A 24,786-nucleotide genomic window follows, 5' to 3' on the forward strand; every position below is an offset into this window, starting at 1 on the left:
GTCTCGCCGGGGTCATTGTCTTGGCGGCTGTGGTGGGTCTCACTATCGCGAGAAGGCGTCAACTGTTTTAGCGTGGTCGTCCCAGGTTGCCTGGAAGTGCAGGCCTGTGGCCTGCGCGAGGTGGAGGAGTCGGCGCAGGTAGAGGGTCGTCTGGCCGTTCTCCATTTGACTGACTGTGCTTTGTGGGACTCCGACGAGGTCGGCGAGTTCCTGCTGGGTCATTGCCCGAGACATTCGGGCTTGCTGGAGTGCGATGCCGAAGTCGGCGGGTGCGTTGAGGCGTGCGGGGGGAAGAGTCACGGGTTCGCTCCATTTATCGTGAAACAACAATATAGCCCCTCTATTGCGAAAAAGCGATAACTGTGTGTGGGGGAGGTCTAAAATGAGCACAGTCGTCTGGTCGTGTCTCGCTCATCAACAGCGTGTTCGCTGGCATCCCGGTGGCTCGGGCTTTGCGCCGAGTCGGTGAGGGGTGGCAAAAAAACCGTCACTTCAGCGTGGTAGGAAGTACTCTATGAGCTCTGGGTCACCACGATTGGCGCCAGGAAGAAAGGATTTTCACGTGCCGATCGCCCGCAGTGTTCTCTTCGCCACGGGATTGTTTATCGCCCTCCTTCTCGCCGGAGCGGGTTATATCGCCAGCACCATTTCCTGGGATCGTTCGGTCCTGATCGAGGGCGGACCCCAGGAGGGTTTTTTCTACCACACGGGTGATGACCTCGCCCAAGAGCTTCAATCCCAGGGAGTTGACGTCGAGCTCACCTACCGAAACGACACTCTGAACATCGTCGAGGACGTCCAAGACCCCGATAACCCGGTGAATGTGGGGTTCATTGCCCAAGAAATTGACGCAGAAGATTACCCCGATGTGTCGTCTTTGGGTTCGGTCGTGCTGGAGCCACTACTGCTGTTTGCCCGGGCCGGAGAGTCTGAGTCACTTTCCCTGGAAGATCTTGACGGTCGCTCCGTGTGGATGCAGGTGGAAGGCAGCGGCTTTGATCAACTGGCAGCGCAGGTTTTTGATCTCTACGACCTCGACATCGAGCCCCACTACGGCACTCTCGCGGAGGGCATCGAATCGGTGCGGCAGGGTGAGACCGACGTGGTCGGTGTCCTCTTCCCCGTCAACACTCCCATCGTCAAAGAGTTAGCCACTGACCCGGCACTCAGCCTGGTGAACATGCCCACCGCCGAGGCGCTGGCAATCGACATTGGCTATGTCCAGAGCATGACCATCCCCCCGGGGCTTCTCGATATTGCCAGCCCCGTTCCCTCGAGCTCGCTGTCGACGGTGGGCCTTCCCGTCACGGTGGTGGCCAGAAACGACCTACCGGCAGCAATCGCCTTGGATATCGCGTCGCGGCTTGACGAACAGTTCGGTTCGGGGGCGACCGGTGCCCAAGGCTCCACTTTTCCCAATTTTTCTGACTCCCAATTGCCCCCACACCCCGTCGTTGAAGAGTTTTATCGCTCCGGGGCGCCGTGGCACTACCAGGTACTACCCGGCTGGTTGGCAGAAGTATTTGGCCGACTGGTGCTCCTCAGTTCAGTGGCCCTCCTGCTCGCGACCATCTATAAAGTGCTGTACCCGGATATCTACGGGCTGTGGACGAAAGTACTGGCGCCCAGGCAACGCCGAGCGGTGTTAGACCGGGTAGAAAAGCTCCAGGCGGAAGGGGGCCAGGTGCCCACAGCCCTCGCTCGACAGGTCGAGGCGTGGAATAGCGAGATGACCCAGGACCGGCTCGACCGGGAGCGAATCGTCACCCTCTCCGCAAGCCTGTCTGCCCCACAGCACGGACACGACAGCGGTGTAGACGACAGCGGTGTGGACGACAGTCCTGTGAGCGATCGCGACGACCCCGGAAGGGCTCGGTAGTTTCGCCATTCGTCGCTCCGAGAGTGATCCCGCCGATGGGGTGCGCCCTCCAGGTACGCGCGAGACCTGCTTCCACGCGGACGCCCTTCGGGGTGGGCATCGATGGCCTGGTTATCGAGGCCTGTGTGACCGTCACCGTCTGAGGCGATCACGTGGCGAGGATTCCCACGGAGAATGCTCGCCTAGGCGGTGGACATCATCGTCGAACGAGATGATGGGAAGGTACTAGCCATCGAGGTCAAACTGGGAAAGACCGTGGAAGCCTCTGACACCCGACACCTCACCTGGTTGGCACAGCAACTCGGCGATGACCTCATCGGCTCGGTGGTGGTCTATACGGGTCGCGATGCCTATCTGAGGGGAGATGTAGCCATTGTTCCACTCGCCCTGCTCGGTCCCTAGCCCCGACCAGATCAGCTGTAGACGGATTGTGCTCCAGTGGTTCTAGTGGCGCGACACGTGTGGCCGCGACCATACGGAGTTCTCTCGTTGAAAACACCAACGGGTGCGAGACATTGCTGTGTCGGGGTGCGCTCTGCCCTGCGGCCCCTACCAGGGCATCGGAATGTCGCGAATGGGAACCGCGTCGTCGGGAATGGCGGGGAGGGGAATCTGGCCGGCGCGTAGACACAACCACCGCAGTTGGGTGGGGGAGTCGGGTCGTGCCCGCCAGGTGCGCATCACACCCGTCCCCACATGCACTACCGTTCCAGGGCCGACGTCAATGACGTGGTCATCGAGGCCCATTTGACCTTCACCCTCTAAAAAGACGTAGACCTCTTCGAGCGTGGAGTGACTGTGCCAATAGCCGGCTTCTTCGCCGGGTTCGTAGGCGGTCGCGGTAAACCCGATCACTTCGCTGTCTAATTCGTGGTCAACCACACGCCTGCCGTCCCGGCTGGTCTCTGGCACAAAACCGCCGAAATGCTCCCGCCAGGAATTCATCGGGCCGATATTTGTCACACTGAAATTGCTCATACCTCGAAGGCTAGCAAGCGAGGTCATCGTTGAGTGGGCCCCGACCTGTGGAGGATTATCGCCAGGTGTTGTGGTGGGCTGGAGGTGATGGTGATGGGTTGAAGGACATGCAGGCACTGAGTGCGAATGCGACGCACTGGCACTGGCACTGGCACTGGCACTGGCACTGGCACTGGGATACTGGGTATTCAGGCTTTGGGGAGCACATGGTTTCGTCACTCGTTCGCTATTCGATGACCGGCGCCGGTATGACTGTGGCAATCTATTTCGCCTATTGGGGTGTCACTGCTCTATCGGTCACGCCGGTGCTGGCCATTGCGTTGGTCTACCCCGGTGCGGTCGTGGCGAGCTATTTTGTGAACCGGGGTTTCGCGTTTCGAAGCGGTCGGGGGCACCGCGAAGCGACCTGGCGGTTTTTGCTCGTCCACACCGTGGGCTACCTACTAAACCTCGGACTCTTGACGCTCTTTACTATCGTGTGGTCGTTTAACCACTACGTGGTGGAAGCACTCGTGCTGGTGTTGGTCGGTGGTGTGTTGTTTCTGGGGCTTCGCTTTTTCGTGTTCCCGCTCTCCAGCCAGAAGCGCTGAGCCGATCACACCCAAGGAAGGTCCTCCTCGGGGTGGGCTCCTGGGGCCCTGGCCTCAAGAGACCCGCGTGGTGCTGATGTGCGAGGCTCGCTCGAGGGTGCGGTGGACCGGGCACTTATCGGCGATAGCCAGTAGCGAGGCCACCTGTTCGTCGCTCAGTTCTCCTGAGAGTCGAATGTCTCGCTGAAAGTGGTCCACTTTGGGCTCCGTGGTCTCGCACCCTTCGCACTCAATGGCGTGGCGTTTGTCGTGGCGAACGGTGACCGAGACGTGCTCGAGGGGAATTTTCTTCCGCCTCGCGTAGAGGCGGATCGTCATCGAGGTGCAGGCCCCGAGCCCCGCCGCGAGGAACTGGTAGGGGGTCGGGCCGGTATTTGTCCCGCCCACATCTTCGGGTTCATCTGCGCTCAACTGGTGTGTTCCCGCGACCAACACGTCGTGGGCGAAACCGTCGGGGGAGACTTCAGAGACCAACACGTCGCCATCTGGTGCGCTCTGCCCACTACCCGAGGGTGCCGGCGGCAGGTAGCGGCCCGCCCAGGCGGTGATCACCGAGGCGGCATATTCCGCATCGGCCACCCGTCGCATGAGGTGATCCGCGTCATCCAACGACACATACGATTTCGGGTGCAATGCCGCTTTGAAGATTTCTGCGGCGTTGGAGACGTTCACGATTTCATCGACCGGCGAGTGCATGACCAACAGGGCGGCGTCGAGAGTCAACAGCGCTCCGTGCAGCGAGGCGTTTCCAATATCGTCGACAAACTGTTTGGTGATGGTGAAAGAGCGCCCCGCCAGGTCGACCTCGGCAGAGCCCCGGTCGTTAATTTCTGGAACCGCGTCACGAAAGAGACCCTGGACGTGTTCGGGGTCAGACGGTGCACCAATGGTGGCGACAGCTTTCACGGACGGCAGTGTGGGCGCAGCGGCAATGACCGCTGCGCCTCCCAGGGAGTGGCCCACCAGCAGACTGGGTGGCGCAACGCGCGCCTCGAGGGCCGCTGCTGCGGCGCGGAGGTCTTCGACGTTGGAGCTGAAGTTGGTGTTTTCAAATTCGCCATCCGAGTGGCCAAGGCCGGTGAAGTCAAAACTCAACACCGCGATACCTCGTGCGGCGAGGGCGCTGGTGATGCGCTTCGCCGCGGGGATGTCTTTGGAGCAGGTAAAACAGTGCGCAAAGAGTGCGCTGTGGGTGACCGGGCGATCCGGCAGGCTCAGTCTCCCCGAGAGCGGCCCCATCGAGCCGTCAAAAATGAACTCGTCATTGCTCATGGTCTTGGTCCTCCCACCGCACGGGGCTTAGCTGGCGCTTCCCCAGCGTCGCACAGTCTCATTCGGCCTGCATGAGTGGTCGCCAGTGCCGAATAGTCGCCAGGGGTGAGTAGACACTCAGCGCACGGCTCCCTGTGCGTCGTAGGCTCCCGCCATGACCGACTCACCCTTTGCACACCTTTCTGCCGTCTTCATCAATTGCACGCTGAAGAAATCTCCGGAGCTTAGCCACACCGAGGGCTTGATGCGCAGGTCAATGGCCGTGATGGAAGCCCAGGGTGTGTCGACCACACTGTTGCGGCTTGTCGACTATCCGGTGGCCGCCGGGGTATACCCGGACATGCGCGAGCACGGCTGGGAGGTCGACGCGTGGCCAGAAATCTGGCCCACCGTCGAGGCCGCCGACATTGTGGTGGTGGGCACCCCGCTGTGGCTGGGGGAGAACTCCTCCCAGGCGCGGGTGCTGATCGAGCGCCTATACGCGATGAGCGGGCTCCACAACGACAAAGGCCAATACGTCTACTACGGCAAAGTCGGCGGCATCATCACGACCGGTAATGAGGACGGATCGAAGCACGCGGCCATGTCCACCCTGTATTCGCTGCAACACATTGGCTACTCCATCCCGCCGGCAGCAGACGCCGGCTGGATCGGCGAAGCCGGACCGGGCCCCAGCTACCTGGATGAGGGCTCCGGCGGGCCAGAAAACGACTTCACCAACCGCAACACCACGTTTATGACCTGGAACCTGATGCACTTGGCGTCGATGCTGACCGGCCAAGGGGGCTACCCCGCCGAGGGTAATACTCGCGAGGCGTGGGATCGCGGGGAGCGCTCTGGGTTCGATGAGAACCCGGAATACCGCTAGAGCTTAGAGCCGTTTTTCGGTGTCGATGCCTTGGTCTTCTAGGGCCGCGCGTAGTTGCCGGACCTCATCGCGCAGAGCGATGACCGCCTCGGCGGTCTCTTCGGTGGCTTCCTCGTTGTCGTCGCTCACGCTCTGGATAATCCAGGACCCGAGGGTTCCGACAATGATGCCCACCAGCACCACGCCACCCAGCATCAGACCCACGGCGATGAGTCGACCAATGAATGTGACCGGGGTGTAATCGCCGTACCCGACGGTGGTCACGGTGACCAGCGACCACCACAGCGCGTCGCCAAACGTGGTGATGGCTCCCGCGTCTCGCTCCGCTTCCAACACCGCCAGGGAGGCGATGTAGACCAGGAGCACGGTGGAAATCGACGCGAAAGCTAAAATCCGATTTCGAATGAGACGCGGGGCATTTCGCCTCAACACCCGCAGCAACACCAACAACCGCACGAGGCGCAGCGGTCGAAGCGGCGGTAGTACGAGGACCACAAAATCCAGAATGTGGCGAAAAAACCAGCGCACCCTTCGGCGCGCGAGGACTAAGCGCACCAGGTAGTCGACGCCGAAGAACACCCACACCACAATGGCGACCAGTTCCCACGCGGCATACACTCCGGGCGACGGGTCGGCGAGAACCTGCCAGGAGTAGGAAAACAGGAACAGAAAACCGGCAATGAGCAGGGGAATTTCTGTTGCCCGCTCCCAGGCGTGCGCGCTCACTCGGGTTGGCCCTCCAGGATCATGCAACTCCAGCCCAAATCGTCGCCGAGTTGCTGCGCCAACGCCTCGGCCTGTTCGACTAACACTGGGTGGGGAATGTCTGCTCGAAGGTCCAGGGTGACGGGGAGGTCTTCGCCAAACTTCGGCACGTCAATGGTGAGCACTGTGCCGCTTGGCATAAACAGGTAGGGGTTGGTCGGATCGCGCCGATCGGCGCGCACATTCAAGACCACTTCGAGTTGGGCCAGCGCTTCGCGTTTTGATAAAAACACGTCGGTGACCACGCTGAGTGTTGACACGGTGTCCCCTTCCCTAATGGCCAGAAGGTCTCCAGCTTAATCGGCCACCGCGTGGTCCCACCTGGCCCTACACTCTCCTAGTGATTAGTGCATCCAACCTTCTGGCGTTCACCCTGCTCTCGCTGGTGATTATCGTCATCCCGGGGCCCAGTGTGCTCTACTCCATCGGTCGGGCATTGGCCTGGGGGAAACTCGCCGCCCTGATTAGTGTCTTGGGTAACGGCGCGGGAGTCGGCATTCAAATTCTCGCCGTCGCACTCGGTCTGGGGGCGCTGGTGATTGCGGTGCCGCCGCTGTTTTTTGCCCTCAAACTGGGCGGGGCCATCATCATTTTGCTCTTGGCTCTCCAAGCCATCCTCGCCCGTAAAGACCACACCAAGGTGGAAAAGGTTCGCACCAAACCGCGAGGCTCCAGGTTGTTCGTGGAATCGATTGGGGTGGGCATCACCAACCCCAAAACCCTGGTCTTCTTCGTCGCCACAATGCCCGCGTTTGTCAGCCCGAATGGCATCTCGGTGGTCTGGCAGATGCTGTTTTTGGGCGCGATTTTCCTGGTGATTGGAATCTCCAGCGATTCGGTCTGGGCGGTGGGCGCGGGCTTTGCCCGCGACTGGTTCGCCGGCTCGGCGAAAAGGCTCGAAGCCGTGCGCGCGGGAGGAGGAGTGGCCCTGGCGGGCCTCGGCGTCTACATGCTCTACGACGCGCTCAGTTCGTCCTAGCGTCTGCCCTCAGTCATGTCCTCGGGGAGTCGACCCCGATCAATCACGCTGGTCACCGCCAGCACCATCGAAATCGCCCAGCTCACCCACAGCAGGGCGGTGCGCCAACTCCAAGGATTTTTGAGTGTTTGGCGCAATAAGCCCGCTCCGGAGGCGACCGCGGAGATCACACTGCTACTAAAGAGAAACCTGCGCATGAGACCAGGGTAGCCAATCGTGCTGAGCCCTATCTCCCGGGCTTCTGTGCAATCGGATCCTCGTGTGGAGGTGCGAGGGTGGGGTTAGCTGGCTTTGGCCAGCACCAGCTGCTCCCTGGCCGCGACGGGCAGCGGTGTCACAGCCGGGGCCTGGTGGCTCCGGGCAAACTCGAGTGTTCGGCCCAGTCGTTGCATTTTGGACTCCCGGGTGCGGTCTTTCGCGGTCGAGACTTCCGCAATCACCGCACCGTCAAAGCCGGTCTGGCTGAGCTGCTCCAGAACTCCGGCGATGGGTTGTGAACCATCGCCGGGCGCGAGGTGTTCATCGAAGAGGTGGGGATTTTCATCCGGAAGCGTTCCGTCACACAGGTGAACGTGTTGGAGCCGCTCACCCCAGTCCTGCGCGAGGTCTAATCCGCTGGAGCCGTTTAGCGCCGCGTGGGAAAAGTCCAAGGTGAGGGCATCGATGGGGAGCGCTCCGGGATTCCAGGTGGGCGCGTACGCGTCGAGGTGGGCACGACCGGCATTCCAGCCGAACATGTTCTCCACCGCGATCGTGACGTCGTAGGTGTCGGCGATTTCACCGACAATTTCGGCGAAGACTTTGCTGTAGCCACCCTGCCAGCGAAACGGCGGGTGCACCACGACGGTGGGGGCACCGACGGAGCGGGCGAGCTGGGCGGATTTTTCGAGTTTTGATTTGGCCGAGAGTCCGAAGACAAAGCTGGTCGCCAGTAAGACCGGCGCGTGAATAGACAGGATGGGTTGTGAGTACTCGGCGGCGAGGGTGCTGAGCGCGTCGGCGCTTCGGGTGCGAGGGTCGTGCATGACCATCACTTCGATGCCGTCAAAGCCGATATCGGCTGACAGGCGGAAGGTTTCTTCCAGAGGGTAACTGTGTGCGCAGCTGGTGCTCATTCCAATCTGAACCATGTGCTCATCCTCGCGTGGCCGCCATGGAGCGAGGTGACCAAAAGGTGACGTGTTGGCAAAGTCCTCGGAGCCTTTTCAGGCAAAAACGGCCCGGTGCTAGCCTAAAAGCTGTCGGATACGCCTTTTCGAGGTCGGGAGAACATGGCTGGCTCTACCCGCACACCCCCCGTCGACTTCGTCGTCGTCTCGAATCGACTTCCGGTCGATGCGAAGCCTGGCGCCGATGGCGAGCAACAGTGGGTGACGAGCCCGGGCGGTCTCGTGGCGGCCCTGCAGCCGGTGATGGCAGGCCGCGAGGCGGCCTGGGTGGGCTGGCCCGGCCTGGCCGACACCCCCCTCGAGACCTTCAGTCTCGATCGCACCCACTACGTGCCGGTGTCGATGAGTGAGCGGGAAGTCGCCGAACACTACGAGGGCATGTCGAATGCGACGATTTGGCCGCTCTATCACGACGTGATCGTGGCGCCCCAGTTTCATCGCGACTGGTGGGAGACCTACCGTGTGGTGAACCAGCGCTTTGCCGAAGCCGCCGCCGCAGTGGCGAGCGAGGGCGGTTTTGTCTGGGTGCAGGATTATCAGCTGCAACTGGTGCCGCAAATGCTGAGGGTGCTTCGACCGGATCTGCGCATCGGCTACTTCCACCACATTCCCTTTCCCTCCTCTGAACTCTTCGGCCAACTGCCCTGGCGGCAGGAGATTTTGCACGGCCTGTTGGGCGCCGACGTGGTGGGCTTCCAGCGCGCGGTAGACGCCTCCAACATGCGCCAAGCGGTCAGGCGCAATGTGGGGTATTCGATGAAGAAACCCATCGTGCGGGTACCACTGGATGCCCGGGTTCCTCGTGACCCGGACTCGCCACCGGTGACGGCCAGTAAAACCCGTGAAGTGCGAGTGGATGTCTTCCCGATTTCCCTGGATCAGGCCGCCATCGTGGAACTGGCCACGACCGATTCGGTGCGGGCTCGCGCGACGGCAATTCGCGAGGAGCTCGGTCAGCCGGGCACCGTGTTTCTCGGGGTGGACCGCCTGGATTACACCAAAGGCATCAGCCATCGGCTGAAGGCCTTTGGTGAGCTCTTAGCGGAGGGCACCCTGGAGGCCAGTGATGCGGTGTTTGTTCAGTTGGCGAGCCCCTCCAGGGAGCGGGTGGAGAGCTACCGTCAGTTGCGAGACGACATCGAATTGCAGGTGGGCCGGATCAACGGAGAATTTGGCCACCTGGGTCGACCCGCCATTGTCTACCTGCACCAGAACATCTCCCGCGACGAAATGATGGCGCTCTACCTGGCCTGTGACGTCATGGTGGTCACGCCGCTTCGAGACGGCATGAACCTTGTGGCCAAAGAGTTCGTCTCCGCCCGCACCGACAATAAAGGTGTACTGGTGCTGAGCGAGTTCACCGGGGCGGCCGACGAGTTGGATCAGGCGTTGATGGTGAACCCGCACGACATCGATGGGATGAAAGAGGCTTTTGTCCAGGCGGCGAATATGTCGCCCGATGAGGCATCGACGCGGATGGCCGCGTTGCGCGCCACCGTGGAGGAACACGATGTGCGGCGCTGGGCGACCAGCTTTCTCGACGCCGTCACGCCGCCGAGACCGAAACCCCGCCGGTGACGGGCCACTATAAGCCGATCGAGCAGGCGCTCGAGCGGGCAGCGTCGGCTAAGCCACTGCTGGTGGCTCTCGACTTTGACGGCACCCTCGCGCCGCTGGTCGATGTCCCCGACGATGCGAGGATGACCAAAGCCGCACGCGCGGCCGTGGAGGCGTTGGCCAGTGCACCCGAAACCACCCTGGCGCTTGTCTCCGGACGGGGTCTGGCAAACCTGCGCGAGGTGTCAGCGGCTGACCCGCGCTGGTGGCTGATTGGCTCGCACGGGGTGGAATTGGAAGGGCCCGCAGACGGCGGTGTCGTTCGAGTTCCCACCGCCGACCCGATGGAACGGCAGGCCGTATGGGATGCCTTTGTGGCCATTGCCGATGCGTTTCCCGGCGCCTGGGTGGAGACCAAACCGTGGGGCGCGGCGCTTCACACTCGTTCGCTGCCCGCCGCCCAAGAAGACGACATTCGCCACAGAGCACGAGCGGCCGCCGCCTCGTTTGGCGATGCCCTCACCACGAGACTGGGACACGGAATTATCGAGTGTTCCCTGCAGTCGCAGAACAAGGGTGACGGTATTGAGGCACTGCGTGAGTTACTCCACCCCGAAACCACGCTGTTTATCGGCGATGACCTCACCGATGAGGACGCCCAGGCCGTACTCGGCCCGGGCGATGTGGGTATCCGCTGCGGTGAGGGAGAGAGCGTGGCACCGTATTTCCTGGCCGATGTGGACGCGGTGGCGGACTTTTTGGCCTCGCTTGCAGCCCGGCGCAGCGGCTAGCACGCGCGCCGCGCGGGGGCTCGGCCCACTCCTGAACACCGTCCATATACACCTCATAGAAACACCACAGCGTGTGTCAAGGTGAACCCGAGAGTCCACCAAGTGGCCGACATTAGCGTCATCCTCGACGCGGGATCCGCCCGCATGGAGGATGACATGAAGACAGCCCAGATACTCACCATCACCGCAGCGGGAGCGCTCGGCTCGTTGCTTCTCGGCGGTGCGGCGTTTGCGACCGGTGCGGCAATCGGCGTAGACGCAAGAGACGACCGCATCGAACAGGTCCAACAACGCGCCCACGAACACTCAGAGCAGGGTCAACCGGGCAAGAATCAACGCCGCGGAGCCCAGCCAGAAGGAGCCCAGGCACGTGAGGGCCACCGCACCGAGCGCGGAGCGGGGGAGCACCGCGGAGCGGGAGAACACGCCGGAGCGGGAGAACACGGCGGAGCGGGCGAGGCCGCGCGGGAGGGTTCTGGCCCAGGTACTCATCCCCGCGACGACCGGCCCGGCGCCCAGGGGGGAGTGTCAGCCGAGGGAACAGAGCGCGAGATGGTTGCGCCCTGGAACCTGGGGATTGGCACGGGAGCGCGGTAAATCCGCCGCGATATTGCGCTAAGGGACGCCCTTCGGGCGTCCCTTACGACTTCCAGGACTCGGCGATAGACTCTGTGCCATGGCGAAACCCGATCAGAAACCGCGCTCGCGCGATGTGACCGATGGAATTGAGGCGACCACGTCGCGCGGAATGTTGCGCGCGGTGGGAATGGGCGACGAGGACTGGGATAAGCCCCAGGTCGGGATTGCCAGTTCGTGGAACGAAATCACCCCCTGCAACCTCTCTCTGGGCCGCCTCGCGCAGGCCGCGAAGGAGGGGGTCTTCACCGGTGGTGGTTACCCGTTGCAGTTTGGAACCGTCTCGGTCTCTGACGGGATTTCGATGGGCCACGAGGGGATGCACTTTTCCCTCGTCTCGCGTGAAGTCATCGCCGATTCGGTCGAAACGGTGATGCAGGCCGAGCGCCTCGATGGTTCCGTGCTCTTGGCCGGCTGCGATAAGTCCATCCCCGGCATGTTGATGGCGGCCGCCAGACTCGACCTCGCCTCGGTGTTTCTCTACGCGGGGTCGATTGCCCCCGGCTGGGTGAAATTGAGCGACGGTACCGAAAAAGACATCACCATCATCGACTCGTTCGAAGCCGTCGGTGCGGTGAAAGCCGGCCTGATGTCGGAAGAGGACGCCAAACGCATCGAATGCGCGTTCGCGCCCGGTGAGGGCGCCTGTGGCGGGATGTACACCGCAAATACCATGTCGAGCATCGCCGAAGCACTCGGGATGAGCTTGCCCGGTTCGGCCTCGCCGGCGTCGTTTGACCGACGCCGCGACCTCTACGCCCACCGCTCCGGTGAAGCAGTGGTCAACATGTTGCAGCAGGGTCTTCGCGCAAGCGACATTCTCACCATCGAGGCGTTTGAAAACGCCATCACGATTTTGATGGCCCTGGGGGGGTCCACCAACGCCGTGTTGCACCTCTTGGCGATCGCCAACGAAGCCGGTGTGCCACTCACCTTGGATGACTTCAACCGAATCGGCGATAAGACCCCGCACGTGGGCGACCTGAAGCCCTTCGGCCACTACGTGATGAACGACGTGGACCGCCACGGCGGGATTCCGGTACTGCTCAAAGCCCTGCTCGATGAGGGCCTGCTCCACGGCGACGCACTGACCGTGACCGGCAAGACCATGGCCGAGAACCTCAAAGAGCTAAACCCTGATCCGATCGATGGTGAGGTGCTCCGCGAGTTTTCCAACCCCGTGCACCCCACCGGGGGCATCACCATTTTGAAGGGTTCCATGGCTCCCGAGGGGGCCGTGGTGAAAACCGCAGGGTTTGACCTCGCGACCTTCGAGGGTCCCGCGCGCGTTTTCGAACGTGAGCGCGCGGCGATGGACGCCCTCACCGAGGGCAAAATCCAGGCCGGCGATGTCATTGTGATTCGATACGAAGGCCCCAAGGGCGGTCCGGGGATGCGCGAAATGCTCGCCATTACCGCTGCGATTAAGGGTGCGGGGCTGGGTAAAGATGTATTACTGTTGACCGACGGACGATTCTCAGGCGGCACAACCGGCCTGTGTATCGGCCACATCGCTCCGGAAGCCGTGGACGCAGGTCCTATTGCGTTCCTGAGAGATGGTGATCTGATTCGGGTCGACATTCCGACTCGCAGTATCGACCTACTGGTCGATGCCGACGAGTTGAAGGCACGCCAGGAGGGCTTCGAACCGTTGCCCCCCCACTACACCCGCGGTGTGCTGGCGAAATACCGCAAGCTCGTGCGCTCCGCTGCCGAAGGCGCGGTCACGGGTTAACGCCTGCGTTTTCCGACTAATTCGAGTGAGATTGAGACGATGACTGACACAGCTACCCAGACGGATTATGACGCCGCGGCCGCCAACGCCGCGGTCGTCCCCGACGATGCGCCCGTGCTGACCGGCTCCGGCGCCATCCTCAAATCCCTGGAGCTTCTGGGAATTAAAGACGTCTTTGGCCTCCCCGGCGGCGCCATCATGCCCTTCTACGACGAGCTGATGGGCGCGGCGGATAAAATCCGACACATCCTGGTCCGACACGAACAGGGTGCCGGTCACGCCGCCGAAGGCTACGCCGCGTCATCCGGGCGCCTCGGTGTGGCGATCGCCACCTCCGGGCCGGGGGCGACCAACCTGGTCACCGCCATCGCCGACGCCTACATGGATTCGGTGCCGCTGCTGGCGATCACCGGTCAAGTCTTTTCCACCTCGATGGGGACCGACGCCTTCCAAGAGGTCGATATCTCCGGTGTGACGATGCCCATTACGAAACACTCCTTCTTGGTCACCAAACCAGAAGACGTGCCGGGTGTCATCAAAGCCGCCGTGCACATTGCGACGACGGGTCGACCGGGGCCGGTCCTCGTCGACGTGACCAAAGATGCTCAGCAAAAATCGGCGCCGTTTGTCTGGCCCGAAGAGCTGGACCTGCCGGGGTATCACCCGGTCACCAAAGCCAACCAAAAACAAATCCAGGCGGCCGCGCAGCTTCTGGCGGAGGCCAAGCGGCCCGTGCTGTACGTCGGAGGCGGCTGTATTCGAGCCGGCGCACAGGACGAACTCCTCGCCTTTGCCAACCGCACCGGGGCACCCGTGGTGACCACGTTGATGGCCAGGGGTGTCTTCCCCGACTCCAACCCGCTGAATCTGGGTATGCCGGGAATGCACGGAACGGTTCCCGCGGTGCTCTCCTTCCAAGAATCTGACCTGCTCATCGCGATCGGTTCGCGATTTGACGACCGGGTGACCGGCAAAGTCTCCGACTTTGCCCCCGGGGCGAAAGTCGTGCACATCGATATTGACCCGGCAGAAATCGGCAAAATCCGTCACGCCGACGTCCCCATCGTGGGCGACGCGAAAGACGTGCTGAAAGACTTCCTGCCCGCCTTCGATGAGGCCGCGGCCAGCCACACCCCCGACTATTCCGACTGGTGGACCAGGCTCAATAGCTTGAAAGAGCAGTACCCGCTGGGTTACGACGAACCCGACGACGGCCTGCTCTCACCCCAGTGGGTCATCCAAAAAATCGGCGAAATGGGTGGGCCGGAGGCCGTCTACGCCGCAGGAGTCGGCCAACACCAAATGTGGGCAGCCCAGTTCATCAAATACGAGCGACCAGGCTCCTGGTTGAACTCGGGTGGAGCAGGAACGATGGGGTACTCGGTTCCCGCCGCGATGGGCGCAAAAGTGGCCGAACCCGACCGCCTGGTCTGGGCAATCGACGGTGACGGCTGCTTCCAAATGACCAACCAGGAGCTCGCCACCTGCACCATTAACAACATCCCCATCAAAGTGGCGATCATCAACAACTCGTCGCTGGGAATGGTGCGCCAGTGGCAAACGCTGTTCTATGACGGCCGCCACTCGCACACCGACCTCGACACCGGACACAACACGGCGATGGTGCCCGATTTTGTGAAACTGGCGGACTCTTACGGAGCGTTGGGGATTCGGGTGACCACGAAAGAAGAAGTGGAACCCGCGATCAAGCTCGCGATGGAAACCAACGACCGCCCCGTGGTGCTCGACTTCATCGTCTCGCGCGATTCCATGGTGTGGCCGATGGTGCCCCAGGGGGTTGGAAACTCCCAAGTGCAGTACGCGCGCGAGCACGCACCCCAGTGGGACGAGGAGTAGTCCGTGCAGCACGTTCTGAGCCTCCTGGTGGAGGACAAGCCAGGCCTGCTCACACGCGTTGCCGGCCTCTTCGCCAGACGCGGATTCAACATCGAATCTCTCGCAGTCGGTAAAACCGAAATCGATGGGCTTTCACGCATCACCGTCGTCGTCGAGGTGGAAGGCCTCCCCCTCGAACAGGTGACCAAGCAGCTCAACAAGCTGGTCAACGTCATCAAAATTGTCGAGTTGGACCCGGAAGCCTCGGTTCAGCGCGAACATATGCTGATCAAAGTGCGCGTCGACAACTCGACGCGCTCGCAGATTTTGGAGGCGACGAACCTGTTTCGCGCGCGGGTGGTCGACGTGGTGACCGATGCGCTCGTGATCGAAGTCACCGGCGACACCGCAAAAATCAACGCCCTGTTGCGCGTACTCGAGCCCTACGGGATTAAAGAAATTGCCCAGTCGGGCCTGTTGGCCATCGGCCGAGGCTCAAAGTCGATTACGGAGCGACTGGGAAAGAACTAGGCTTCCACCACACCCGAGAACGATGGCCCCCACAACAAGGAGTATCTGGCTGTGACTGAGATCAAGTACGACAAAGACGCCGACCTATCCCTGATCCAGGGCAAGAAAGTAGCCGTCGTCGGCTACGGCTCGCAGGGTCACGCCCACGCGCAAAACCTGCGCGACTCTGGAGTGGAGGTCGTTGTCGCCCTCAAGCCAGGCTCCAAGTCCACCCAAAAGGCCGAGGAGGCCGGCTTCCAGGTGATGTCGACCCCCGAGGCGACCGCCTGGGCCGACGTGGTCGTCGTGTTGGCACCCGACCAGCACCAGCGCGGACTCTACGCAGAAGATATTGCCCCCAACCTGGCCGACGGAAAAGCCCTGGTGTTTGGTCACGGCTTCAACATTCGCTTCGGCTACATCCAGCCGCCCACCGGTGTGGACGTCATCCTCGTCGCTCCCAAGGGCCCCGGTCACACGGTGCGACGCGAATACGTCGCCGGTCGCGGAGTCCCGGTCATCGTGGCCGTCGAAAACGACGCCACCGGTAACGCGTGGGACCTCGCCTGGTCCTACTCGAAGGGCCTCGGTGGTTTGCGAGCTGGCGGCATCGTCACCACCTTCACCGAGGAAACCGAATCGGACCTCTTTGGCGAGCAGGCCGTGCTGTGTGGGGGAACCTCGCAGTTGATTCAATACGGTTTCGAAGTGCTCACCGAAGCGGGTTACCAGCCAGAAATTGCCTACTTTGAAGTCCTCCACGAGTTGAAACTGATCGTGGACCTGATCCACGAGGGGGGCATCGCGAAACAGCGCTGGTCGGTCAGTGACACCGCCGAATACGGCGACTACGTCTCGGGTCCGCGAATCATTTCCCCCGAAGTCAAAGACAGCATGCGCGACGTATTGGCCGACATCCAGTCGGGTGCCTTCGCGGAGCGCTTCATCAACGACCAGGATGCGGGCGCGAAAGAATTCATGGAGCTTCGCGACAAAGGCGAGACTCACCCCATCGAAGAGACCGGTCGGAAACTGCGGGCCCTGTTTGCCTGGAAGGACACCGACGAGGACTACGTTGAGGGCCACGTCGCACGCTGATCGCCTCCGGTCGATCACGCGATGACGACTGCGGGACCATCCACACCCGACGACGCCGAGGCCTTCGATTGGGGCCCACGCGACGACAGTAACTACTTCGACCCGCGGGCAACGGGGGACCAGGATGCGCCCGAGGGCGGGGACGCCACCGGGCAAGAGGCCACTACCGGCGAGCCTGGGGTGTGGCTGACGGCCGTCCTCGGGGGGCTTTATGTGATGTGGGCTCTGGCCTGGGTGATCGGTCTCGCCCAACAACCCGTCCCGCAGTTTGCGAGCCGGTTAGAGGCCACCATGTTTAGCTTCGGCCAATTCCTCGCCTACATTTCCACCCCACTGTGGTTTGTCGCGGCCATTTTCCTCGGCGCGAACTGGAGTGCGAGAACACGCGGAGGGTTTTTGCTCTTGGGACTCTTGGTATTACTGCCGTGGCCCTTTATCCTCCCGGCGGTGTTGACAGCGTGATCACCCGCATCGTCCTGGCCGCGGTATTTGTGGCTCTCATCGCCTGGGATGTCTGGGAGGCGGTGGGAAACCTGCTCGGTCTCCCCGCCTACTACAGCGCACTCGGCTTCGCCGAGTCGACCCCGTGGGTGCTGTTAATCCCCGGCGTGGTGATCCCGGTGCTGGTGTGGGGGCTTGGGCTGTGGTGGGGTTGGCGTCGCCGGTCGCCGATCGAAGCCGCTGTGGTCTATGCCGTCTTGCTCTCCGTGCAGGCCACCCTGTCGCTCTCGCTCATCGCCGCCGAGCAAGCCTGGCGCGCCGATGTGCTCATAGCGATGCTGGGGTGAGCGGTGTGGTCCCACCGGGGTGACACGTCGGTTCAGGCGGTCCCCGGCGCGCGCTGAAGTAGGCTGGTAGCCAGAGGCCGCGGAGACATACGCGCTACCGCCAGAGAACACCTCACCACGTCAGTGCAGAGAAAGGCCCCCTCGTGGCACAACCCGTTGTCTTGATTGCCGAAGCGCTCTCGCCGGCCACGAGAGATGCCCTGGGGCCCGATTTCGACATTCGAGAAGTGGATGGAACCGACCGTCCCGCACTACTCGCCGCCCTCCAGGATGCCCACGCGGTACTCATTCGCTCCGCCACCCACATCGATGAGGAGGCGCTAAAAAGCGCTCCGCAGTTGAAAGTGATCGCCCGGGCCGGGGTGGGCCTGGACAACGTCGATATTGCCGCGGCGACCACCGCTGGGGTGATGGTCGTGAACGCTCCCACCTCGAACATCATCAGCGCCGCAGAATTAGCCATCGGACACATCCTCTCGCTGGCCCGGCATATCCCCGAAGCCCACCAGTCGATGCGCGAGGGGCAGTGGAAGCGCTCGTCGTTTTCGGGTGTGGAACTCTTCGAGAAAACAATTGGCATCATCGGGTTGGGACGAATTGGGGCGTTGGTGTGTGAGCGCCTGCAGGGCTTTGGCGCGACCCTGATCGGCTACGACCCCTATGTTCAACCGGCACGGGCTGCCCAAATGGGGGTGGAGCTCACGACCCTCGACGATGTGATGGCCCGTTCCGATTTCATCACCGTGCACATTCCCCGCACCCCAGAAACGACGGGGATGATCGGTGACGACCAGTTTGCGCTGGCAAAACCCGAACTGCGAGTTGTCAATGCCAGCCGCGGCGGCATTATCGACGAAGCCGCCCTCGTTCGAGCCCTCGAGTCCGAAGCCATCGCCGGCGCCGGCCTGGACGTATTTGTCAATGAGCCACCGGTCGATTCGCCGCTACTGGGTGCACCCAACGTGATTCTCACTCCCCACCTGGGCGCCTCCACCGATGAAGCTCAAGAAAAAGCGGGAGTGTCGGTGGCCCGCTCGGTACGCCTGGCACTGGATGGCGAATTGGTTCCCGACGCGGTCAATGTCGCCGGTGGCGTCATCGACCAAAGCGTGAAACCGGGGATTTCGTTGATGGAAAACCTGGGACAGGTCTTCATTGGTTTGTGTGAATCGTCGCTGGTGAGCATCGAGGTGACGGTGCGCGGTGAGATCGTCGAACACGACGTCAGTGTGTTGAAACTGGCCGCACTGAAGGGCATCTTCCAACGCATCGTGAGCGAAAAAGTGAGCTACGTGAACGCGCCACTCCTGGCCGAATCTCGCGGGGTCACCGTGTCGATGCAGACTGAGCCAGAAAGCCCCGCCTATCGAAATCTCCTCGAGATTCGCGGAGTGTTGGGTGATGGCAGCTCAGTGTCGGTGTGTGGAACGCTGATGGGTCCGCAGCAGACCCACAAGCTCACCGAAATCAATGGCTACGAAATCGAAGTACCCCTGGCCGAGCACCACATTGTGATGATGTATGCCGACCGTCCAGGAATTGTCGCCGTCTACGGTAAAGAGTTTGGTGAGCACAACATCAATATCGCGGGCATGCAGATTGCCCGTGAAAGCGCCGGAGGTGAGGCCCTGAGTGTCCTCACCGTGGATAGTCGAGTCGATGACGACATTTTGGAGCGTGTCGCGAGGGCGACCGACGCTCGAGTGTTGCGCGCGATTGACATTCTCGAACTGTAAGGGGGGAACATGCCCGCGTTGAACCTCGGGGTCATCCCCGGAGATGGCATCGGTCCAGAAGTCACCACGGAGGCCCTGGAGACCCTGCGGGTTGCCCTCGCCGGGGTGCTCGATATTCACACCGAGGAGTACCCGCTCGGGGCCAGCCATTACCTAGAAACCGGTCGGGTGTTGCCCGAAGAAACACTGGGGGCACTGGCCACACACGACGCGTTGATGCTGGGTGCTGTTGGCGGTGACCCCAGAGACCCCCGGCTCGCCGGCGGCATTGTGGAGCGGGGTCTACTGCTGAAGCTGCGCTTTGCCTTCGACCACTACGTCAACTTGCGACCCACACGGCTGCCCGCGGGGGTCGCCTCACCGTTGGCCACACCCGGGGATATTGATTTTGTCGTCGTGCGCGAGGGTACCGAAGGCCCGTACACCGGAAACGGCGGTGCGCTGCGGGTCAATACCGCCCACGAGGTCGCCACCGAAGTCTCGGTCAACACCGCGTTTGGTGTGGAGCGCGTTGTCCGCTATGCCTTCCAGACGGCCATGATCAGAAACAAGAAGCTCACCCTGGTGCACAAAACAAACGTGTTGGGCTTTTCCGGTTCGCTGTGGCAGCGCACCCTCGACCGTATCGCCCCGGAATTTCCGGAAGTCAGCGTCGACTACGCCCACATCGACGCGATGATGATCTACCTGGTCACCGACCCCAGCCGGTTCGATGTGATCGTCACCGACAACCTTTTTGGCGACATCGTCACCGACTTAGCCGCCGCCATCGGCGGCGGTATTGGCCTCTCGGCGTCGGGCAACATTAACCCCGAGGGACAATTCCCCAGCATGTTCGAACCGGTGCACGGGTCCGCACCCGACATCGCCGGAAGCCAGAGCGCCGACCCGACCGCGGCAATCCTCTCCACGGCGATCCTGTTGGATCACCTGGGGTATAAAGAACGCGCCGAGGCGCTCGTTCGCGCGGTGGACCGCGATCTGGTCGCGCGCACTGACCCCCGCTCCACCAGCGAAGTCGGCCAGGCGATTCGATCCCACCTGGACTAATTCACCCAGCGGGTCAGCACTCTGGGGCGCTAGACTCGCGCACACACCGCCGCTGTGACAAGGATGCAAAGATGACCATTCCCCTTCAAATGGCACAACAGGACCTCCTCTTTCAGGTCACCCAGAACGAGTCGCCGATGCCGGCGATAGAGCGAGACGCCATTCTCGCCGACCCGCCCTTTGGTTCGGTCTTCACCGACCACATGGTCGATATTTGCTGGTCAGAAAAGGGCGGTTGGCACCGTCCGCGCGTGCAGCCCTACGGGCCGATCGCGATGGACCCGGCGGCCGCGGTCTTGCACTACGGGCAGGAAATTTTCGAAGGCTTGAAGGCCTACCGTCACGCCGATGGCAGTGTGTGGTCGTTTCGGCCCGACCAGAACGCGCTTCGCATGCAGCGCTCGGCGAAGCGGATGGCGCTTCCCGAGTTGCCCGTCGACTACTTCCTCGAGTCGCTGCGACAGCTCATCGCGCTCGATGCGGATTGGGTGCCCAGTGCGCCGGAAATGAGCTTGTATATCCGGCCCTACATGTATGCCAAAGAGGCATTTTTGGGCGTGCGCGCGGCGAAAAAGGTCGCCTTTTACATCATCGCCGCGCCGGCAGGGCCCTACTTCAGTGGCGGCGTGAAGCCCGTCTCGATTTGGCTCTCCACCGACTATTCCCGCGCGGGCAAGGGCGGCACCGGCCAGGCGAAAACCGGCGGCAACTACGCCGCGTCCCTGGTGGCGCAGGCCGAAGCAGCCGAACACGGTTGCGCCCAGGTGCTCTTTTTGGATTCGGTGGAGGGAAAATACATCGAAGAACTGGGCGGGATGAACATCGTCTTTGTCTACAAAGACGGCCGGGTGGTGACCCCCCAGAGCGACACCATCCTGCAGGGCATCACGCGCGACTCCATCCTGCAGTTAGCCGAAGACGCCGGTCACACGGTCGAGCGCCGCCCGGTCACCCTCGAGGAATGGCGAGAGGGCGTCGAATCGGGAGATATCGTGGAAACCTTTGCCTGCGGCACGGCCGCGGTGGTCACCCCGATCGGACAGGTCAAGGCGAAAGATTTCACGATCGGTGATCCAGACCAGACTGCGGGTCCACTGACCCTCGCTCTGCGCGAAAAACTCACGGACATTCAGTACGGACGCCAGCCCGATCCGTATGGCTGGATGTTCCGCCTCGATGGCTAAATGCCCCGCAGAGTAATCACGCGAGTCGCCTTTGCTCTCGCAGCATTCGCCGTGGGCGGTTTTATCGGCGCCGCGGTGACCCTCCACCACCGCAGCCTGCCCCCGCTCGGACTGATCCTCGGATTGGCTGTGGTGGCGGCGTGGGGCATCGGGTTGCGCGTAGTGGGTCCCACCAGAACCCTCGCCCTGGCTGGTCTACTCGGGGTGTTGATCGCCCAAATGGTGCTCTCTTCCGGGATCGGCGGTTCGTTCGTCGTCGTCGCCGAGCCACTCGGTTACGGCCTGACCCTGGGGGTCGTCATTGTGGCACTGTTGGTGCTGGCGTGGCCGAGGCTTCCCAGCCCGTCGCGTTACGATAGAGGTCGGCCTACACACGAGGGGACACGTAAATGACGTATGTAATTGCCCTTCCCTGTGTCGATGTGAAAGATCGCAGTTGCATCGACGAATGTCCAGTGGATTGCATCTACGAGGGTGAGAGGATGCTCTACATCCACCCCGATGAATGCGTGGACTGTGGGGCCTGTGAACCGGTATGCCCGGTGGAAGCGATTTACTACGAAGACGACGTGCCCGAAAAATGGGCCGAGTACTACACGGCGAATGTGGACTTTTTCATCGAGGTGGGCTCACCCGGTGGTGCCGCGAAGGTCGGCATGATCGAAGACGACCACCCGATCGTTAAAGCACTTCCCCCACAGAACTAGACCGGGGCGTCGATGCTGAGCCTGCCGGATTTCCCGTGGGATGAACTGGGTCCGGCGAAGACGCGCGCCGCGGAACACCCCGAAGGACTCATCGACCTCTCGGTCGGCTCACCCGTGGACGACACCCCCTTGGTGCTCCAAGAGGCCCTGGCCCAGGCCAGTAACCAGCCCGGGTATCCGACGGTGCGCGGTGACCAGTCGACCCGACAAGACCTGGTGGCCTGGTGGCACCGGGTGCGAGAAGCCACCGCGGTGAGCCCGGAGGGCGTCTTTCCCACCATCGGTTCCAAAGAAATGGTGGGACTGTTGCCACTGCTGTTGGGGCTTGGGCCACAGGACACCGTGGTCTACCCGCGCATTGCCTACCCCACCTATCAGGTGGGTGCGAGCCTGGTCGGGGCGCACACACTCGCCAGTGATGACCCGGATTCGTGGCCAGAGGGCACGAAGCTTGTGTGGCTGAATTCGCCCGGCAACCCCACCGGTGAGGTCTTGGCGCCCGAGGCGCTCCAACGCGCAGTCTCCCGAGCGAGACAGCTCGGCGCGGTGTTGGCAAGCGACGAGTGCTACGGCCTGCTCGGCTCTCCCCGTCAACCCCACGCGCCGTCGCTGCTCAGCGACGAGGTCACCGGTGGTGACCTGAGCGGACTTCTCGCGCTTTATTCGCTGTCGAAACAGTCGAACCTGGCGGGCTATCGCGCGGCGATGCTCGCCGGCGACGTCGACGTGATCGGCCCCATCGTCCTCGCCAGGCGCCATCTGGGCCTGATGGCCCCCTCGCCCATTCAGCAGGTGCTTCGCGCCGCCCTGGCCGATTCCGCCCACGTGGAGGATATCCGCCGGCGTTACCACCGCCGGCGGGCCGTATTGAGCCCCGCGGTGGAAGCCGCTGGGCTTCGCATCACCGGAGGTGATTCTGGCCTCTATATCTGGGCCAGCGCCGATCGCCCCGCGATGGACACTGTGGCCTGGCTCGCGAGCCGCGGAGTGCTGGTTGCCCCCGGGCATTTTTACGGACCCTCCGGTGACCACCACGTGCGCATCGCGCTCACCGCCAGCGACCGAGACATTGACCGGGCGGCAGCGAGGCTTAGCCCGTAGCCGTGCGGCCAGCCGCCGCGGTGGAATCGGTTCCTGGGGACGGGGGTATTGGTGTGGTCCCGCCGTCGTCTAGGCTGGTCACGTCGTAGCGGAAGTGTCCTCAAAGGGGCACCAAACCACAGACCACACCCACCCAACAGGTGTCACCCGCCTGCTGGGCGAAGGAGGATACGGTGAGCGAAAATCACGGAATAGACCCCGAAGAGGTCACCCTCGACTTTCCGGGCGGTAGTGCCACATTCCCGATTAAGACATCCAGCGATGGTGCCTCCAGCGTGGACATGTCGAGCTTTACCAAGAAGACCGGTTTCACCAGCTACGACCCGGGCTTTGTGAACACGGCCCCGACCACCAGTGGCATCACCTACATCGATGGCGATCAGGGCATCCTCCGCTACCGCGGCTACCCCATCGAAGAGGTGGCGAAGCACTCCACGTTCCTCGAAGTGGCCTGGTTGCTCATTTACGGTGAACTGCCCAGCGCCCAGCAGTTAGACGAATTCGACCACACGGTGCGCCGGCACACCCTGCTGCACGAAGACCTCAAACGCCTCTTCGACGCCCTGCCCCACTCCGCCCACCCGATGTCGGCACTCTCCAGTGCCGTCAGCGCGCTGTCGACCTACTACGGCGACTCGCTCGATCCTAAAGACCCCGAACAGGTCGAAATCTCGACCATTCGACTCCTCGCCAAACTGCCCGTGATCGCCGCCTACGCGCACAAAAAGAGCATCGGCCAGGCGTTTTTATACCCGGATAACGACCGCAGTTTCATCGACAACTTCCTGTGGTTGAACTTTGGGCTGATGGCCGAGCCGTATCAGGAAAACCCGGTACTGGTGCAGGCGCTCGACCGCCTGCTGATTTTGCACGAAGACCACGAACAAAATGCCTCCACGTCGACGGTGCGGTTGGTCGGCTCCACCGAAGCAAACCTCTTTGCCTCCGTCTCTGCCGGAATTAACGCCCTATCTGGCCCCCTCCACGGTGGCGCGAACGAGGCAGTGCTCAGCATGCTGGGCGATATCCGCGATTCGGGTGAAGGCGTTCACCGTTTTGTGGAGCGGGTCAAGAACAAAGAAGAAGGTATTCGCCTGATGGGCTTTGGCCACCGGGTGTATAAAAACTATGACCCCAGGGCGAAACTGGTCAAAGAATCCGCCGACGCGGTGCTCAAAGAGTTGGGCGTCAAAGACGACCTGTTGGATATTGCCAAGGAGCTCGAAGAGATCGCCTTAGCCGATGATTACTTCATCGAGCGAAAGCTCTACCCCAACGTCGACTTCTACACCGGCGTCATTTATAAAGCGATGGGCTTTCCCACCAGGATGTTCACCGTGCTGTTTGCGATTGGTCGATTGCCGGGCTGGATCGCCCACTGGCGAGAGATGAACCAGGACCCACACCTTCGCATCGGAAGGCCCCAGCAGCTCTACACCGGCCCGGCCGAGCGTCACTGGCCCACCTCGCGCTAGTCACACCCCCCAGGCACAAGCCCGCACAGGCCCAGAGAGAACGGGCCCCGAGAGAAGGGGCCAGGGCCCCCTTCTCTCGGGT

28 protein-coding genes are annotated in these 24,786 nt (G+C 62.2%); 21 read left to right on the plus strand and 7 right to left on the minus strand.

Features of this window, described 5'->3' with window-relative positions:
* Positions 1–42 precede the first annotated feature (42 nt).
* Complete coding sequence (locus RI518_RS05145; protein ID WP_310671591.1) at positions 43–300, minus strand: helix-turn-helix transcriptional regulator; 258 nt, start codon at positions 298–300, stop codon at positions 43–45.
* Between the two features lie 262 nt (positions 301–562).
* On the opposite strand from RI518_RS05145, the gene RI518_RS05150 reads away from it, so the two are divergent.
* Both RI518_RS05150 and RI518_RS05155 read left to right on the plus strand, forming a co-directional pair.
* Positions 563–1,879 carry a TAXI family TRAP transporter solute-binding subunit gene (locus RI518_RS05150; RefSeq protein ID WP_310671593.1) on the plus strand — a complete coding sequence of 439 codons (1,317 nt, stop codon included), beginning with the start codon at positions 563–565 and terminating at the stop codon, positions 1,877–1,879.
* Between the two features lie 189 nt (positions 1,880–2,068).
* Complete coding sequence (locus tag RI518_RS05155; RefSeq protein ID WP_310689546.1) at positions 2,069–2,281, plus strand: hypothetical protein; 213 nt, start codon at positions 2,069–2,071, stop codon at positions 2,279–2,281.
* Between the two features lie 147 nt (positions 2,282–2,428).
* Here RI518_RS05155 and RI518_RS05160 read toward each other — a convergent pair whose 3' ends face one another.
* A complete protein-coding gene (locus RI518_RS05160; RefSeq protein WP_310671595.1) occupies positions 2,429–2,857 on the minus strand; it encodes a cupin domain-containing protein in 429 nt (142 codons plus the stop codon).
* 206 nt (positions 2,858–3,063) lie between these two features.
* Between RI518_RS05160 and RI518_RS05165 the strand changes: the two genes are divergently transcribed.
* Positions 3,064–3,447, plus strand: a complete 384-nt coding sequence (locus RI518_RS05165; protein ID WP_310671596.1) for a GtrA family protein — start codon at positions 3,064–3,066, stop codon at positions 3,445–3,447.
* Positions 3,448–3,501: 54 nt separating this feature from the next.
* Here RI518_RS05165 and RI518_RS05170 read toward each other — a convergent pair whose 3' ends face one another.
* Positions 3,502–4,719, minus strand: a complete 1,218-nt coding sequence (locus tag RI518_RS05170) for a bifunctional alpha/beta hydrolase/OsmC family protein (RefSeq protein WP_310671597.1) — start codon at positions 4,717–4,719, stop codon at positions 3,502–3,504.
* Between the two features lie 154 nt (positions 4,720–4,873).
* Here RI518_RS05170 and RI518_RS05175 point away from each other — a divergent pair, with 154 nt between their 5' ends.
* Positions 4,874–5,587, plus strand: coding sequence for a flavodoxin family protein (locus tag RI518_RS05175; protein WP_310671598.1), 714 nt, complete (start codon positions 4,874–4,876; stop codon positions 5,585–5,587).
* Positions 5,588–5,590: 3 nt separating this feature from the next.
* Here RI518_RS05175 and RI518_RS05180 read toward each other — a convergent pair whose 3' ends face one another.
* Together RI518_RS05180 and RI518_RS05185 are read right to left on the minus strand one after the other, a co-directional pair.
* On the minus strand, positions 5,591–6,313 hold the full coding sequence (locus tag RI518_RS05180) for a potassium channel family protein (RefSeq protein WP_310689547.1): 723 nt from the start codon (positions 6,311–6,313) through the stop codon (positions 5,591–5,593).
* Complete coding sequence (locus tag RI518_RS05185; RefSeq protein ID WP_310671600.1) at positions 6,310–6,612, minus strand: hypothetical protein; 303 nt, start codon at positions 6,610–6,612, stop codon at positions 6,310–6,312. Before RI518_RS05185 ends, RI518_RS05180 begins: the two co-directional genes overlap by 4 nt.
* An 80-nt stretch (positions 6,613–6,692) precedes the next feature.
* On the opposite strand from RI518_RS05185, the gene RI518_RS05190 reads away from it, so the two are divergent.
* Positions 6,693–7,331, plus strand: coding sequence for a LysE family translocator (locus RI518_RS05190; RefSeq protein ID WP_310671601.1), 639 nt, complete (start codon positions 6,693–6,695; stop codon positions 7,329–7,331).
* Here the strand turns inward: RI518_RS05190 and RI518_RS05195 are convergent.
* Positions 7,328–7,528, minus strand: a complete 201-nt coding sequence (locus RI518_RS05195; protein WP_310671602.1) for a hypothetical protein — start codon at positions 7,526–7,528, stop codon at positions 7,328–7,330. The two genes, RI518_RS05190 and RI518_RS05195, sit on opposite strands and share 4 nt — an antisense overlap.
* An 84-nt stretch (positions 7,529–7,612) precedes the next feature.
* Positions 7,613–8,446, minus strand: a complete 834-nt coding sequence (locus RI518_RS05200; RefSeq protein ID WP_310689548.1) for a sugar phosphate isomerase/epimerase — start codon at positions 8,444–8,446, stop codon at positions 7,613–7,615.
* A 156-nt stretch (positions 8,447–8,602) separates the two neighbouring features.
* On the opposite strand from RI518_RS05200, the gene RI518_RS05205 reads away from it, so the two are divergent.
* The 16 genes from RI518_RS05205 (at position 8,603) to RI518_RS05280 (ending at position 24,704) form a co-directional block, all read left to right on the plus strand.
* On the plus strand, positions 8,603–10,078 hold the full coding sequence (locus tag RI518_RS05205) for a trehalose-6-phosphate synthase (protein WP_310689549.1): 1,476 nt from the start codon (positions 8,603–8,605) through the stop codon (positions 10,076–10,078).
* The gene (otsB, locus tag RI518_RS05210; RefSeq protein WP_310689550.1) at positions 10,075–10,848 is read left to right on the plus strand and encodes a trehalose-phosphatase; all 774 of its coding nucleotides are present in this window, start codon (positions 10,075–10,077) and stop codon (positions 10,846–10,848) included. Before RI518_RS05205 ends, otsB begins: the two co-directional genes overlap by 4 nt.
* 102 nt (positions 10,849–10,950) lie before the next feature.
* Positions 10,951–11,445 (plus strand): hypothetical protein, encoded by a 495-nt coding sequence (locus tag RI518_RS05215; protein WP_310689551.1) that lies wholly within the window; start codon positions 10,951–10,953, stop codon positions 11,443–11,445.
* 79 nt (positions 11,446–11,524) lie between these two features.
* Positions 11,525–13,219: a dihydroxy-acid dehydratase gene (ilvD, locus tag RI518_RS05220; protein WP_310671609.1), complete on the plus strand. Its 1,695-nt coding sequence runs from the start codon at positions 11,525–11,527 to the stop codon at positions 13,217–13,219.
* Positions 13,220–13,258: 39 nt separating this feature from the next.
* Positions 13,259–15,076 (plus strand): acetolactate synthase large subunit, encoded by a 1,818-nt coding sequence (locus RI518_RS05225; RefSeq protein WP_310671610.1) that lies wholly within the window; start codon positions 13,259–13,261, stop codon positions 15,074–15,076.
* A 3-nt stretch (positions 15,077–15,079) separates the two neighbouring features.
* Positions 15,080–15,586 (plus strand): acetolactate synthase small subunit, encoded by a 507-nt coding sequence (gene ilvN / locus RI518_RS05230; RefSeq protein WP_310671611.1) that lies wholly within the window; start codon positions 15,080–15,082, stop codon positions 15,584–15,586.
* Positions 15,587–15,637: 51 nt separating this feature from the next.
* Positions 15,638–16,663: a ketol-acid reductoisomerase gene (ilvC, locus tag RI518_RS05235; protein WP_310671612.1), complete on the plus strand. Its 1,026-nt coding sequence runs from the start codon at positions 15,638–15,640 to the stop codon at positions 16,661–16,663.
* Positions 16,664–16,684: 21 nt separating this feature from the next.
* Positions 16,685–17,125 (plus strand): hypothetical protein, encoded by a 441-nt coding sequence (locus tag RI518_RS05240; RefSeq protein ID WP_310671613.1) that lies wholly within the window; start codon positions 16,685–16,687, stop codon positions 17,123–17,125.
* A complete protein-coding gene (locus RI518_RS05245) occupies positions 17,089–17,451 on the plus strand; it encodes a hypothetical protein (protein ID WP_310671615.1) in 363 nt (120 codons plus the stop codon). Before RI518_RS05240 ends, RI518_RS05245 begins: the two co-directional genes overlap by 37 nt.
* 143 nt (positions 17,452–17,594) lie before the next feature.
* Positions 17,595–19,187 carry a phosphoglycerate dehydrogenase gene (gene serA, locus RI518_RS05250; protein WP_310671616.1) on the plus strand — a complete coding sequence of 531 codons (1,593 nt, stop codon included), beginning with the start codon at positions 17,595–17,597 and terminating at the stop codon, positions 19,185–19,187.
* A gap of 9 nt (positions 19,188–19,196) precedes the next feature.
* A complete protein-coding gene (locus RI518_RS05255) occupies positions 19,197–20,237 on the plus strand; it encodes a 3-isopropylmalate dehydrogenase (protein ID WP_310671618.1) in 1,041 nt (346 codons plus the stop codon).
* A 71-nt stretch (positions 20,238–20,308) separates the two neighbouring features.
* Entirely contained in the window at positions 20,309–21,421 is a 1,113-nt protein-coding gene (locus tag RI518_RS05260; RefSeq protein WP_310671619.1) for a branched-chain amino acid aminotransferase, read from the plus strand.
* The gene (locus tag RI518_RS05265) at positions 21,422–21,814 is read left to right on the plus strand and encodes a hypothetical protein (RefSeq protein ID WP_310671620.1); all 393 of its coding nucleotides are present in this window, start codon (positions 21,422–21,424) and stop codon (positions 21,812–21,814) included.
* Complete coding sequence (fdxA, locus tag RI518_RS05270; RefSeq protein WP_310671621.1) at positions 21,811–22,128, plus strand: ferredoxin; 318 nt, start codon at positions 21,811–21,813, stop codon at positions 22,126–22,128. Before RI518_RS05265 ends, fdxA begins: the two co-directional genes overlap by 4 nt.
* A 12-nt stretch (positions 22,129–22,140) precedes the next feature.
* A complete protein-coding gene (gene dapC / locus RI518_RS05275) occupies positions 22,141–23,229 on the plus strand; it encodes a succinyldiaminopimelate transaminase (RefSeq protein WP_310671622.1) in 1,089 nt (362 codons plus the stop codon).
* 173 nt (positions 23,230–23,402) lie between these two features.
* Entirely contained in the window at positions 23,403–24,704 is a 1,302-nt protein-coding gene (locus RI518_RS05280; protein WP_310671623.1) for a citrate synthase, read from the plus strand.
* Positions 24,705–24,786: the final 82 nt, after the last annotated feature.

Source organism: Pontimonas sp. (assembly GCF_031581085.1).
Taxonomy (GTDB): Bacteria; Actinomycetota; Actinomycetes; order Actinomycetales; family Microbacteriaceae; genus Pontimonas.